The sequence below is a fragment of the Shewanella saliphila genome (genome assembly GCF_014648295.1).
GTDB classification, from domain to species: domain Bacteria; phylum Pseudomonadota; class Gammaproteobacteria; order Enterobacterales; family Shewanellaceae; genus Shewanella; species Shewanella saliphila.
Genome location: NZ_BMQV01000003.1, coordinates 81,026 through 95,729, shown reverse-complemented (window position 1 = coordinate 95,729; position 14,704 = coordinate 81,026). Strand labels below are relative to the sequence as shown.

Genomic DNA, 14,704 nt, shown 5'->3' with positions numbered 1-14,704 from the left:
CACTAAAACAATTAACAAACATTAGCTGCGACGACGTAAGCCTAGTGCACCTAATAACATTAATGCTAAGTAGCCTAAGCTACCACCGTCACTGTTTTTCTCTGGTTCAACTGGGTCAACAGGCTCTACTGGTTCAGGTTCTGGGTAACTTAGTGCAATAATCACTGGGTCATGGTCTGATGCAGAAAATGCATTTTCAGACTTCACTAAGTCGCCAGTGTACTTGCTGCCATATTCAAACAGGTTAGATTCAACCGAGTTAATGTGCCAGTCATCAATACCCACAACTTTAGCCGCTAAACTCGCATTGCCTAATGCATGGTCTAAGTTACCTAACTCGCCGTTGTAGCTGTACGAGTAAGTATCAGCACCGTGCACTTGCGTGTTTAAGTTAATTAAGCCGTAGCCCTTATCAATCACGCTGCCCTCACGCTCATATACTTTGCCGTCAAGGGTTGTCCAAGATGCAGTACGAATAACATGGTCTGTTGTTGAGGCATCATAGTCAGTTAATACAGCAACGGGATCTTCTTTACCGTAGGCATTTAAATCACCAATCACCAACACATCACCGTCGACATCTTTAAGTGATTCACCTAATACTTTAGCTGCCGATACCCGGAAGGCATTACACTTACCTTGTAAATCAGCGGGTTCAGAATTTTCGTTAAACTCTGCCCAATCTTCAATACAACCAGATCCTTTAGACTTAAGATGATTAACCACAATCGTCAGTTTTTCATCATTAATGCTAAAGCTTTGCACTAGGCTGTGACGTTGGTATTTGTCATAGCCAGGGCTTGATTCAACCACGTCATCTTGTTCACGAGTTTGTGCGCCTTCAGCAGCATGTTGCTCTGGTGTGGCAATCACTTGCGCTGCACCATCTAAGCTAATGCGTGCAGGACGATATAACATGCCCACTGTAATCGCGTCGCTACCAATATACTTACCGTCATATTTATCAGCATCTTCAATTTCTACAAAGCGGTATGCTTGCTCATCTGTCAGCTCTGCATTTAAGGCATCCAATAGGTTTTGAATCGCACTTAGTTCACCAAAGCCATTGTTAGCAATTTCCATTAAGCCAACAACATCGGCATTCATGGCCACAAGTGCATTCACAATTTTGGTGCGCTGCAATACCATTTCGTCTTCGGTTAACGCGCCGCGGTTGCTGTTTGATGGGTTAGCATCGCCACCCACTGCGTCATTAAAGAAGTTCAATACGTTAAAGCTTGCTACACGTATGTCGCCCATGTCTGCCACGGTTGGCGCATCGGTACGATCATCTCCACGAATAAAGTCACCGGCGGTAATCGTATTGGTGGCTAAAATACGGTACGAGCTGTAGCTGTAACCAATTACACCTTCAAGATTAGTGAGCTGATCACCCACACGGATATAACCGGTTTCAGCATTAAAGTCAGGGAAGTAAGGCACTTCGCCATCGTTCGCCTTGTAATCAGACTCAACAAAAAGCTGATTGGCAATATTGGCGTCACTTAATGCTACAGCGTCTGCCGAGTTTGGCTCAAATACTTGCGTGGGTTTCATTAATGGCGCTTTATGCGACAACACCATATTGTTGCGGTAACTTGAGTAATCAAAGCTAAAGGTACGCGTCACTTTCATGTCACTGCCGGCATCTAGCTTCACTTTCATGCCTTCAACACGCTCTAATGCTTCGTTAAGCGTTTCGCCATCTGCAACATAGAATTCAACCGCGGCAGGCACATCACCGACAACACCTAATTCAAATTTTTGGTCGTCTTTAATGTCTATTTGAGTCGAGCCGTAATACTCTTTTACTTTACCTTGAACACACACTTCAGTACCTGGCTGAATGGTGTCTGGCGCGGCTTCGTTTAGGTAAACAAAAATACCGTCTGAGGTATAAGGTGAGCCATCACCTTGGGCATCTTGAATAAAGAAACCTTTATATAAACTGTCGCTTCTAGCGCTCACAATGCCTTTTACGGTGACTTCGTTAGCCGACTCAAAGCTACCATCAGCAATCAATGGGCTTGAATCACCGGCACCTTGAATGTCATAAATGTTAGTCAGCGTGGCACCGTCACAGGTAAAGGTGCTTGGTTCTGGAGCCTCAGCGGCTTCGAGCGTACCTAAACCACTAAAAGTATCTTTTTCGAGTTCAACCCATTGGGCAGCATCATAGGTTGTGCTTGCCATTAAATCTTCTAGATTTCGCTGAAAAGTGGTGTCGGCTCCCCAGCCACTTGGCGTTGGGATTTCGCCAATAACATCAACCAACACATCGTCTTTTAATAGCCCAACAGCATCGCCACCATTAAAGTACAAGTTACCGGTCATTAAGTCGGTACCCGCTGGTAAGGTGATTGCTGCGCTTGGGTGCAAAATCACTTTGACACTTTTAGCCGCAATTGAATCCGTCAAATCAACCATGTCTACAGCCGCTGTGTCGCCGTCTTTATAACGTACTAATTTGTAGCCTGTTAAATCAACGGCGGTATCACCGCTGTTATACAGTTCAATCGCTTTGTTGTTGGAACTCCCTTCAACATATTCACTAATTAACACATCTGCATTTGCCATCATTGGCAATGCTGCGGCCACTGCGAGTGAAACCGCCGTTAGTTTAGTCAGTCCTTTCATTTTTAACCCCATATTTTGTAATAGAAATGCTATTTTTTTGTAATATGCGGCGCGATTGTCCCAAAGTTTTGTGACATTAAAAAGAACATTGATCACAAATAATGAGCAGAAAAAATCACTATCTATTTGATTAACAAAACAAAATAGTTCTCTTGGTAGGATAAGAAATAAAGTGTGATCAAATTCTCATTTAAAAACATAAACTAAGCACAAAACAACACTTAGGGTTATTTCAAAACAGTATGATAATTTTTGTAACACTTTTATTAAAAATACAACAAGAGTATTACAACATGCTGTTTTGTAATGTAATTAATACTATCGCTTACCTTGAAACGATAAATGAATATGTAGATAATTAAACAGGCCAAGCTATGGTTTACCCCATTAGTAACCGTTAGTTGTGATAAAAATGTTATAAAATGCAGAAAAATAGAAGGCTCATGCAGTACAAACCATTAAAGCCATGTTCGAATTACGCCGATAAAAAACAATAAATCTCTTAAGCTATAAGATTTATTGTCGATATAAATATAGTCACTTAGTTGTTTTTGTCATAAGAATTGTAGTTTGCACGGTATTTTAGTATCAAAATACTGCCAGCTAATCTACTATTTGCATCTATTGTATTTACCGGTTTAGGTACCCTCGCTATGAAACAAGTTGATTTCAGAAGTATTGATAAACTCTTCATAAAGATGTCGATTAACGACAAATTTTGGACCATCTTTGCGCTATTCCTAATCGTGTTATCCAGCGTATCCATCAGCAGCTATTTCAGCAAAATGGATCAAATTGAACAGCAATCGGTACAGATGCTAGAGCAAAAAGCCGCTGCTATGGTGCAAGCACTTGATTCAACCGGCCAACTTGAACAGGCTGCAAGTCTTGGGTTGCAAGTGTCTAATCGCGCTCAAACCAGTAGTCGCTCACAAGACACCGTCACCGCGGTATACGCCTCAGCAGGCCAATATTACATGCTTAGCGAATCAGTGTATAACCAAGAGTCAGATGCTAAACAAGCGGCTATGAACTCAATGTTACTGTCGTTTTTATGGATAATACCTTTTGCTTTGGTTATTTATTGGAACGCCACATTTATTGGTGGAGCATTATGGGTGTTATGGGATACCACAGAAAAAATTGCTAAAGGCGACTTAACCTCACGCTTAGGGTTCCACCCTGGCCGCGACGAGTTTGGCACCATTGGTTGTGCATTAGACAAAGCCATGGACACCTTAAGTGAGCTGGTTATTGCCGTTAAAACCAATACCGATACCTTACATGCAACCTCAGACTCTTTTGCTCGCGATGCAGAACAAAGTGCAGAACAAATCGACCTACAGTATGCATCACTCGACTCTGTCGCCACCGCTATGGAAGAAATGACCGCCTCTGCTGCTGAAGTATCTAATATTGCGCGTAACTCTACTGAGCGTGTTGAGCAAGACTCAGAATACACTCGCCAAAGCTACGACAGAGCAAAACGTGCCATTAACGAAATTGAGCAACTGTCTAAGTACATTGAGCAAACGTCAAACTCGGTGAACACCCTAAAGGTTAACGCCACCAACATTAATGATGTGATTACCACCATTAATGCGATTTCAGACCAAACTAACTTACTGGCGCTTAATGCGGCCATTGAAGCAGCACGTGCCGGTGAAATGGGTCGTGGATTTGCCGTGGTTGCCGACGAAGTAAGAACCCTAGCGGGCCGAACTCAAGCTGCAACGGTTGAAATTCATAACATGATTGAGTTACTGCAAAGCGAAACGCTTAACATCGACAGCATTACTCAAGACACCGTTAAACAAGCGCAAACCAGTAGCGACTTAATCAGTAACATTGGTACTGACATTGATGCGATTGCAGAGTCATCTCGTTCAATTATGGACATGAGCTTCCAGATTTCGACATCATCTGAAGAGCAAAGTGCTGTTGCTAATGATATTGCTAAAGAACTCACCGACATTCGCCAAAAATCGAACGTCATCCGCGGGTTGTCGCAGCAATCATCACATGGCGTGAAAGACCTAACCGAAGCTTCTGCTAACTTAGGTAAGATTTTAAGCCGTTACCGCACTAACTAAAGTGAGCGGTTGATCAACAGGTTGCCGGGTTAATTAACCCGGCTAACTCAAAATAAAACGACGTGATATCAACCGATATCACGTCGTTTTTTATTAGCCTAATGCCAAATTTTTACAGTATACTTTTCAACCACATTGGATCTATACCTTTTAACGCTTTCAGGTATAATCCGCGCACTTTTTTATTAACATTAATCGCAACCTCTATGTGTGAGATTTTATGACAGTTGAAACCTTTACACCCAAGCAAACAACTACGCTCGATATTCCAGTAAAAACCCTTGCTGCTAACAGCACAAGTGCCCCTAACACTGGTAATCGAATTGGCTTTGTATCTCTGGGCTGTCCAAAAAATTTAGTCGATTCAGAACGGATCCTCACTCAATTACGCACCGAAGGTTATGATGTCACCAACAGCTATGACGATGCCGATTTGGTTATTGTGAACACCTGTGGCTTTATTGATAGCGCGGTACAAGAGTCGTTAGAAACGATTGGCGAAGCATTAGCCGCCAACGGTAAAGTGCTCGTAACAGGTTGTTTAGGCGTTAAGAAAGATGAAATTGTTGAACTTCACCCTAACGTGCTAGGCGTTACCGGCCCACATGCCTATGATGAAGTGCTTAAACAAGTACACCTGCATGTTGAAAAACCTAAACACAATCCACTGATGGACCTGGTGCCTGATCACGGCGTCAAACTCACGCCGAAGCATTACGCCTATTTGAAAATATCAGAAGGCTGTAATCACCGTTGTACCTTCTGCATTATTCCATCAATGCGCGGCGATTTAGACTCTCGCCCGATTGGTGATGTACTCGATGAAGCCCAGCGTTTAGTGAACGCAGGCGTAAAAGAGCTATTAGTCATTTCGCAAGACACCTCTGCTTACGGCGTTGATGTAAAACATAAAACCGCATTTTGGGATGGCATGCCAGTGAAAACTCACATGCAGCAGCTGTGTGAAGAGCTCGCTAAGCAAGGTGTGTGGGTACGTTTGCACTATGTTTACCCTTACCCGCATGTGGACGACATTATTCCATTAATGGCCGAAGGTAAAATTCTGCCATATTTAGATATTCCGTTTCAGCATGCCAATAAGCGTATCCTTAAATTAATGAAACGCCCAGGCAGCTCAGACAAAGTGTTAGAGCGCATCGCAAAATGGCGCGAGATTTGTCCTGAATTAGTGATTCGCTCAACCTTTATTGTTGGTTTCCCGGGTGAAACCGAAGAAGAGTTTGAAGAGCTATTAGACTTTTTAGAAGAAGCACAGCTTGATCGCGTAGGCTGTTTTAAATACTCGCCAGTAGAAGGCGCTAAAGCTAACGATTTACCAGACCATGTGCCAGAAGATGTTATGGAAGACCGTTTACAACGCTTTATGGCGGTTCAGGCACAGATCAGTGCCGACAAACTGCAAGCCCGTATTGGTCAAGAGTATTTAATCTTAATTGATGAAGTGAACACCGAAGGTGCTGTAGGTCGCTCCTACATGGACGCGCCAGAAATTGACGGTAAAGTGTATTTAACCGACGAGTTTGACGTGCAACCAGGCGACCAAGTTTGGGTACAAATTATTCATGCCGACGAGCACGATGTGTGGGGCGTTAAAGTAGAAGATTAACCTGTTTGCTTAGCGGATGAGTCAGAAACGCAATAAATTAAAAAGCCGATATCTGTGATATCGGCTTTTTGTTTTGCTAAATCATTATTTCAATGAATTATTCTAGCATGGTCAATCTATGACCTAGTGTACTTGTACTGTCTGGTGTCAGTACAAAAGTAAAGTTGCTGTCGCCACTAATATCTAAAGTCTCAGACTGATAAATCAGAGTTTGAGTGCCGTTGTCAGCTTCATAGACGATATTAATTTCGTAAAAGTCTTCTGGTAATGTTGTGCTTTGCTCTTCAACGAAGTCTAAATCGGTTAACGTATATTCAGCCGTTTCAATGGTTTCTGAATCACGGACAAAATACACGCTCAGATCATCGTAGTCATAAGACAAGTTAACGACATCGACTTTATATTCATATGCACGTGGACGAAGGTCTTGAGTAATTTCCATCCCTTCCACTGAACCGTCTTCGTTTTGATATACAAGCACTGATTTCACATCATCTTGTTCAAACGTCACAAGCAAGTTATTAAATAGCTGTGTTTTGGTTGTCGCATCTTTTACAGTAATACCATAATCATTAAATGACGTTGATTGATAGTCAGATACTGAAAATGCAGCAACATCATACAGGTATTGAGTTTCTTGTTGGCTCGATACCGTCACATCAATGTTTTGAGTTTCAAGGCCATTGAATATTCGATAGTCTGCTGTTGATTCTAACGCTGCATAATTATCGACTGTTGTTGTTGAATCAACACTGTCGATATTGATTTTAAGATCACCAGCTCCAAAGCTATTGCGGATAACCAATTTGTAAACAGTTTCAGTGGTAAAATCCATGCTACCTGTAGTGTAAACTACATCTGTAGAGCCAGCTTCGGTCAAATAAACAATGTAATCTTCAGTGTCGAGGATCATTGAGTCACTGTAAGTACCATAACCCACAGAGCCTAACATTACCGCTTCATCAAAGTCTTGAGTATCAAGAGAGATATACGCATCAAATGTGCCTTCATCAGTAGCTACGTTGGCAATAAGCACCTGCATTTTACTGTATTCATAATCATCATCCGCGTTAAGATCGTCCATATCTTCACGGTTGTAATTAATGTCTAGTAATTGTGGATCGGTATAATCACCATGGAGCACAAATAAGTGGTTATCATCGTCATCCATGTCCACTGTGTCAGTGTATATGGTAACGGTTTCGCCATCTTCATCCTGGCCTTCAATCTCTAAATCTACGCTGCCAGTACTGTAGCCATAACGCGGCATAGCATCAGCAAAGTCAATTGCTGTGTACGAATAGTCATCAAGCACTAACGACGTTGAGGTACTGTTTGGTGAGGCATTGTAATACTGTACATAAGCAACATCGCTGCTACTACTATCTGAACTGTCAGAACCACAACCGAACATCACAGTTCCAACCGCTGATATTAATATCAACTGGCCTAATTTCTTGTTAAACATAATTGCTCCATTAACCACTTAGCTACATTCGCAGTATTATGACTCTTTGTATGCGTAAACGACCGTAAAGAAGTGTAAAGTTGGTATATAAAACGTCAATCTAATCCAAATTGGTTATAAAAAAAACGATTATCGACCGGTAAGAGATTTTAAATCGTACAATCGAGCAAAAAATAGACTAAGCGCGTTAAGCTGACTCCACATTCGCCCTGCTAATTTGTAATAAACTAGTTGCCGGCGATCTTCATTTCGCTCAGTAAAATACCACCGGTACGAACCGATGAACGTAAGTCACGATCTTTACCTATGCCTTGAATCCCTTTGAACATATCTTTTAAGTTACCTGCTATGGTAATTTCTTCAACGGGGTAAAGTACTTCACCGTTTTCAACATAAAAACCAGCTGCACCGCGTGAGTAATCGCCAGTAACACCATTCACTCCTTGGCCCATTACTTCGGTCACAATCAAACCTGTGTTCATTGCTTTAACTAAGTCGTCAAAGGTTTGATTTGTATGACTTAAGGTCCAGTTGTAAATACCACCAGCATGACCAGTATTAGTCATGCTGAGTTTACGAGCTGAGTAACTGGTTAGAAGGTAAGTCGCAAGTTGACCGTTGTCGATAATGCGGCGCGACTGCGTTGCAACACCTTCGCTGTCGTAATTTGCGCTGGCTAAGGCCCCGACTAAATGTGGCTGTTCTTCAATATTAAACCACTCAGGAAACACCTGGGTACCTATCGCATCTAGTAAAAAACTCGACTTGCGATAAATACTGCTGCCGCTAATAGCACCAATTAAATGGCCCATAAGCCCTGTGGCAATTTCTGGTGCAAACAAGACAGGCATTTTAGCCGTGGCAATTTTACGCGCATCTAAACGACTTAAGGTTTTATTGGCAGCCTGTTGACCAACAGACTCTGGCGACAACAAATTTTGATATTTGCGGGCGACGGTATAATCGTAATCACGCTGCATATTGCCGTCTGACTCTTCGCCAATCACCACACAACTTAAGCTGTAGCGCGAGCTGCAGTAACCGTTTAAAAAACCATGGCTATTACCATAAACTTTAGCAGCAGTGTGCGCATTGGCTGAAGCACCATCTGAATTACGAATACGGCTATCAACTGACAAACTGGCCGCTTCTGCACGAATGGCCAATTGCGCTAACTCTTCAGCATCAATATCTTGTGGATGATATAGCTGTAAATCACGAATATCTTGCGCCATTAACTCAGCATCAGCTAAGCCACTAAAGGGATCTTCTGAGGTGTATTTAGCAATACCATCTGCCGCTCTTACCGCTTCACGAATTGCCTCAGGGCTCAGATCTGAAGTAGAAGAGTTACCTTTGCGACCGTCACGGTAAATGGTAATACCTAATGCACCGTCTTTATTAAACTCGACAGTTTCGACTTCTTTTTCACGTGTCGACACCGATAAACCTTGCTGCTTACTAATGGCCACTTCGGCGGCAGTGGTACCTAGTTGTTTAGCGTACTCTAATGCTACGGCGACGGCATCTTTTAGTGCTGATAATTCAGAATCAATTCTTGGTGTTGTGTCACTGGCGCTAGGCGCTGAAGAAGGATGAGAAGCCACAAATTTACTCTTTAATTAGTCTAATTGTCGCTAGCATATCAAATAAAAAAGCCGATTGATAACCAAGCGATCATGTTGAATAAAATCTGCATATTCAATGCCAAATAAATGCTATCATTAGCCCATATTGACTCGAGGTTTAAGACTATGAAGATTGTTGGCGATTCTGAACACTTTCAGCAGCCCTATGATAACGATGACGATTACGTCAGCAGAACAGAATTTAAAAAAGAAAGCGAAGATGCTCAAGCACTTGGCATGCGCTTAGTTGCGCTAAGTAAAACTCAACTAGATAAAATGGATTTAGATGAGTTTCTTTACGACGCTGTCTTAAAATCAAAACTCATTAAGCAAAAAACCGAAGCGTATCGCCGCCATTTGCAATACATCGGTAAGCTAATGCGTGGCTTTGATCACGAACCTATTCAAGCAGCACTAGATAAAGTCTTGAATAAGAACAATAATGAAGCCGCTCAGTTACAAATCTTTGAAAAGATGCGCGAGCGCTTGCTGGCTAACGGTGACGATGAAGTCCAAAGTTTATTGGATCAACACCCACAGCTAGAGCGTCAAAAATTGCGTCAATTGATCCGCCAAGCTAATAAAGAATTAGCCAAAGGCCCAGAATCAAAGTCGTCTAAAGAATTGTTTAAATACTTACGTGCTGAGATAAAAGAATAAACTCTATACTCAAAATAGTCTGATTAATCGAAATAAGGATGTGGCTAATGCAGCTTGAAACAACGATACGTGCACTTTTTTTATCTTTTGCTTCAATATTGTTATTTACAGGTTGTAACGGTGCTGCAGATGGCACTGACTCAGATACATCAGATGACAGTTATAGCCTGTCGGTTAGCTACCAGGATGTAGTAAATGGCCAATGTGATGCCAGTACCGACAGTTTAGTCTTTGATCTCAATGACAGCATTTGCGCCGTAGCCACACTGACATTAGGCAGTGCCAATGTCAGTGGTGCACTTATCGAGTTTAGTACCAGCAATGCCACCTTAAGCAATGCATCTGTATTAACCGATACAAGCGGCATCGCAACGACTTTTATTACCTCTACCAGCACAGAAGCTGGCACGTTAACGGCAACCTACACCTCTGATGACGATGACAGTGTTAGCGACAGTCGTAACTACCAATTTAAAGAGTACAACACCACAGCCCCTGTAGAAGCGCTAAACTTTACCGTGTCAATCAGTGACAGTAGCGGAGTGATTACCCGTTTTAATGTGGATGACACAGTACAACTTAATGCAACGCTAACCGACAGCGAAAACCAGGGCATAGCTAACCAAATTGTGACCTTTAACGCTGGCAGCGCCACGTTATCTCCCACTACCGCGCTCACTACAGACTCTGGCGTTGCAACGTTAAGCTTTACGCCTACTGATTCAGAATTAGGGGCTAGCCTTCTTACCGCCACCGCAGAATATGAAGACACCACATTAACCGCGACCAGCGCCTATGAAGTGCTTGCATCGACCGATGTTACGACTGACGGCACGGTAATGATGGGCTCTTACAATGACAGCGACGAATTTGTTGAAAACCTATTAGCGACAACCTTAACAGCCGATACTGAGGGTAATTACACCATTAGCGCGGGCGGCTCATTTGGCGTAACCGCCACCCTAGTGACAGAAGCAGACGATGGCACGATTACCCGCTTACAAAGCCCTATCAGTATTAGCTTTAGTTCAGACTGTACAACCAACGACAATGCAACCTTAGACTCACCGGTCACCACAGTGTCAGGCTCAGCCAGCTCGACGTTTTCAGACACCAGTTGTAGTGGCAATAGTGAAAGCACTGACACCATTGTAGCCAGTGCAACCGTTAATGACACAAGCTTAAGCGCGAGCTTACCTTTTACATTGGCGCGCCAAACATTATCCAATATTAGCTTTGTGTCGGCAGACCCAACTCAAATCCGCATCAAAGGTTCGGGGGGTACAGATACCACAGAGTCTTCTTTGGTGACCTTCTTGGTAAGCAGCGCTAATGGCCAACCAGCAGCTCAACAAGAGGTTGAATTTAGCCTCGACACCACGGTTGGTGGCTTACAATTTTCTAATGGCGAAACAACAGACAGCAGCATCAGTAACTCTGAAGGTGTTGTAAGTGTGAGAGTTCAAGCTGGTACTATTCCGACCCCTGTGCGCGTGATGGCATCAACAACCGATGCCGACACAGGTGACACCATTACTAGCCAATCAGAACAACTCACAGTCAATACCGGACTGCCGCAGCAATTAGGCTTTAGTATCTCGGCGTCAAGCTCAAATCCTGAAGCGGGCGACTACAATGGCGAAGATGTCACGATTACAGTTTATGCATCAGACAGCTTTGGTAACCCAGCACCAGACGACACCACAGTTAACTTTACAACGGAAGGTGGTCAAATTGAACCATCATGTAGCATCGTAAGCGGTACCTGCGCCGTCACCTGGACATCAACATCACCACGGGTAACCGATCATCGCATCACCATTTTAGCTTACGCACTAGGTCACGAAACCTTTTTCGATACCAATGGCAATAACGTGTTTGATGATGACGATGGCAGCGCCGTTAACGGCTGTTTAAGTGGTACAACGTCTGTTGCCTGTAGCGGTAACGGCATGGATGTTGAAACCTATCAAGACAGTGGCTTTGTTGATTTACCTGACGCCTTTAGAGATGACGATGAGTCGGGCGATCGCCAGTCTGCAGAGGTGTATTTCAATACGCAATCAAGTAGCACCTATCAAGCAGCCGACGGTGTATTTAACGGCCCTCAATGCCAGGGCAGTTTATGTGATAGCTCGGCTATGACAACGTACATCCGTAAAGCATTAGTATTAACCATGTCTGGGTCAACGGCCAACTTTACAGTAAGCCAAAATGGTTCAGTGATTAATGATTTTGATACTGACATTCAGGATATCGCCAATGGCGACTCAGCGACATTTACTGTGGTACTCAGCGACAGTGCTGACCAAATATTACCGTCTGGCACAACCTTATCTGTGAGCAGCAGTGAGGGGGAGTTAACATTCTCTGGATACACGGTACCCGACCGTAACTCAGCAGGCGGCACCTCCACTTCATTTACGATAACCAATGATGACAACACGGGCACTAGCTTCGTGACCTTAACCGCCACCACACCAAAAGGCGTAGTGACTGAACTGAGCTTCTTTGTCACCTTGCTGTAACTCATCATCATTACCATAAATAAAAGCCTGCTGAATACGCAGGCTTTTTTGTGATTGGAATTTGTTGATAAGTTGTTACAATGGCAACGAGAATACCGTAAACCTTTTGCTGAGTATTTCAATCTATCATCTGCGTAACCCAATGATAAACAGGGCTAGTTTATTTATCCGAGAAACAGGTAAACGTTTCTCGACGCATACTAAGGAACAATAATGCGCAAACTTTATGTACTTTCTACTTTAACCGCAGGCGTGCTACTAAGCGCTTGTGCTGCAAAGCCACCTATCGTGGCACAAAATAAGACTGTGGTAGTCAATGACCAAACGATTGTATTTGGTGGCATATACGACAAAGAAAAAAACAAACTGCAACTAATCGCCAATGGCGACGCAATCATGCAAGGTCGATTCCCGCCAATGACCCCAACCCAACACCTTAACGCTAAGTTAAATGGTATGGCTGTTAAAGGCGATTGCTATTTTGGTTCTGTTTTAGGTGATCAAGGCGGTGCTTTTGGTGTTGTGGCCAGTATTGTTCAATCAACAAAAAACAGCACTGCTGACAAGTGTGACATCTTTATTGATGGCGAGCAGAAAGAAACACTTTATTTCTAATTGATAAACCCATTAAGCGCTAGCCCTGCTTACTTTGCTTTGGACAATTGCACACCTATGGTGCGCATGGTTTTCAATAAAGCACTAATACGATTCACCTCGCTCATAACTTACATTGCAAGATTATGTTTTTATATGATTTTATAGTGTGGTCTAATCTTTGCTGCTGTTATATTTTTATAAGCTACCTTTGTATACAAAGTAACTTGAGTGAAGTCATCTTAGTGTCATTAATTAATAGAACCCTTGTTACAAGTAACCGAGTAACCTGCACTATAGATAACCACTCATGCATGATTGTTATTCGTATATAATCCGTAATACTGATGTAATGATGTGAATTGTGCTGCAATATTAATTATGCAGCCATGTTACTCGTAAGAATGATACAAATAGCTTTGTTGTTGAGAATTAAATGATCCCTTTACATACCTCTATGCGCGGCCTACGTTGTTTTTGCGTTGCTGCTGAATGCTTAAGCTTTAAAGAAACAGCTAAAAAGCTGTACCTTACGCCGTCTGCGGTTAGCCACCAAATTAAGCAGCTAGAAGAAACTCTCAATCAGCAATTGTTTATTCGTCAAACTCGTTCAATAGCCCTAACAGAAGTGGGATCGCGTTTTTACCAGGCCATTGAGCCGGTAATGCAACAATTGGTCAATACCGTCAGCGAATTCAACCAATCAGACCGGATGCTCGAGGTCAGTATTTCGATGCCAGAATTTTTTGCCAGCGAACTGTTTATGCCTAAACTGATTGGCTGGTCATCTAAATACCCTAATATCAACCTCAAGCTTGAAACCATAAAGTCGCGCACCGATGCCATTAAGCACACCGACGTCTCTATTATGTTGTCAGGTAAACAACAAACTACTGACGATATTTATGATTTATTCCCCATCACCTATATACCCGCATGTAACCCACAAATTCATAGCGAGTTAGCGTCACAGGGGTTTAACGCGTTAACTAAAGTACCGTTAATACTGCATAAAGCCAGACCATACGCTTGGCATCAATGGGCAGAAAGCGTCGGGTTTGATGGTTTTCAACCTAAGCAAATCATCCAATTAGACAGCATGTTTAGCGTTGCCCGCGCGGCAGAACAAGGCCTGGGCGTAGCATTAATCCCCTTGCCCATCAGCCAAGCATGGTTTGACAATAAAACCCTTATTCCGCTATTTAGCCACCCTCTGTTCAGCCACGACCGTTATTACCTTGTGCGTCACACCAACGAACAGCAGCGCCCAGAAGTACAACTGCTTATCGATTGGATCCTTAAAAGCTTTCACGATGAAAGCCATTAACTCACGTAGATACCGAACTAACCGGTAATGCTAACAGACTTTTTGCGCCACACTTGAGATGTTAGCGACGGCCTTCTGCCTTTTCCATTCGCCAGGCTATATACGGGAATTGAAGCCAAAATGAGAAGTAAAAAAAGCTTAA

The 14,704-nt window shown here is 42.9% G+C and carries 9 protein-coding genes; 6 read left to right on the top strand and 3 right to left on the bottom strand.

Translation table 11 applies throughout. The features are described from left to right. Nucleotides 1-21: 21 nt before the first annotated feature. Nucleotides 22-2,637 carry an extracellular exonuclease ExeM gene (exeM, locus tag IEY48_RS02955; protein ID WP_188917083.1) on the bottom strand — a complete coding sequence of 872 codons (2,616 nt, stop codon included), beginning with the start codon at nt 2,635-2,637 and terminating at the stop codon, nt 22-24. Nucleotides 2,638-3,290: 653 nt separating this feature from the next. On the opposite strand from exeM, the gene IEY48_RS02950 reads away from it, so the two are divergent. Then, a complete protein-coding gene (locus IEY48_RS02950) occupies nt 3,291-4,730 on the top strand; it encodes a methyl-accepting chemotaxis protein (RefSeq protein WP_188917081.1) in 1,440 nt (479 codons plus the stop codon). Nucleotides 4,731-4,950: 220 nt separating this feature from the next. After that, a complete protein-coding gene (gene rimO, locus IEY48_RS02945; RefSeq protein WP_188917079.1) occupies nt 4,951-6,357 on the top strand; it encodes a 30S ribosomal protein S12 methylthiotransferase RimO in 1,407 nt (468 codons plus the stop codon). A 97-nt stretch (nt 6,358-6,454) separates the two neighbouring features. Here rimO and IEY48_RS02940 read toward each other — a convergent pair whose 3' ends face one another. Together IEY48_RS02940 and pmbA are read right to left on the bottom strand one after the other, a co-directional pair. Continuing rightward, a complete protein-coding gene (locus IEY48_RS02940; RefSeq protein ID WP_188917077.1) occupies nt 6,455-7,825 on the bottom strand; it encodes a DUF4397 domain-containing protein in 1,371 nt (456 codons plus the stop codon). A gap of 227 nt (nt 7,826-8,052) precedes the next feature. Further along, nucleotides 8,053-9,432, bottom strand: a complete 1,380-nt coding sequence (gene pmbA, locus IEY48_RS02935) for a metalloprotease PmbA (protein ID WP_188917074.1) — start codon at nt 9,430-9,432, stop codon at nt 8,053-8,055. A 147-nt stretch (nt 9,433-9,579) separates the two neighbouring features. Between pmbA and yjgA the strand changes: the two genes are divergently transcribed. From yjgA to IEY48_RS02915, 4 genes are all read left to right on the top strand, one after another. Next, nucleotides 9,580-10,113, top strand: a complete 534-nt coding sequence (gene yjgA, locus IEY48_RS02930) for a ribosome biogenesis factor YjgA (protein ID WP_188917073.1) — start codon at nt 9,580-9,582, stop codon at nt 10,111-10,113. A 47-nt stretch (nt 10,114-10,160) separates the two neighbouring features. Then, nucleotides 10,161-12,641, top strand: a complete 2,481-nt coding sequence (locus tag IEY48_RS02925; protein WP_188917070.1) for an Ig-like domain-containing protein — start codon at nt 10,161-10,163, stop codon at nt 12,639-12,641. A gap of 213 nt (nt 12,642-12,854) precedes the next feature. Further along, nucleotides 12,855-13,256 carry a hypothetical protein gene (locus IEY48_RS02920; protein ID WP_188917068.1) on the top strand — a complete coding sequence of 134 codons (402 nt, stop codon included), beginning with the start codon at nt 12,855-12,857 and terminating at the stop codon, nt 13,254-13,256. 415 nt (nt 13,257-13,671) lie between these two features. Further along, nucleotides 13,672-14,562 (top strand): LysR family transcriptional regulator, encoded by an 891-nt coding sequence (locus tag IEY48_RS02915; protein WP_229786298.1) that lies wholly within the window; start codon nt 13,672-13,674, stop codon nt 14,560-14,562. Nucleotides 14,563-14,704: the final 142 nt, after the last annotated feature.

Coding starts and splice junctions, on each gene's coding strand:
- exeM (WP_188917083.1), bottom strand. CDS start 2,637: ATGAAAGGACTGACTAAACTAACGGCGGTTTCACTCGCAGTGGCCGCA.
- IEY48_RS02950 (WP_188917081.1), top strand. CDS start 3,291: ATGAAACAAGTTGATTTCAGAAGTATTGATAAACTCTTCATAAAGATG.
- rimO (WP_188917079.1), top strand. CDS start 4,951: ATGACAGTTGAAACCTTTACACCCAAGCAAACAACTACGCTCGATATT.
- IEY48_RS02940 (WP_188917077.1), bottom strand. CDS start 7,825: ATGTTTAACAAGAAATTAGGCCAGTTGATATTAATATCAGCGGTTGGA.
- yjgA (WP_188917073.1), top strand. CDS start 9,580: ATGAAGATTGTTGGCGATTCTGAACACTTTCAGCAGCCCTATGATAAC.
- IEY48_RS02925 (WP_188917070.1), top strand. CDS start 10,161: ATGCAGCTTGAAACAACGATACGTGCACTTTTTTTATCTTTTGCTTCA.
- IEY48_RS02920 (WP_188917068.1), top strand. CDS start 12,855: ATGCGCAAACTTTATGTACTTTCTACTTTAACCGCAGGCGTGCTACTA.
- IEY48_RS02915 (WP_229786298.1), top strand. CDS start 13,672: ATGATCCCTTTACATACCTCTATGCGCGGCCTACGTTGTTTTTGCGTT.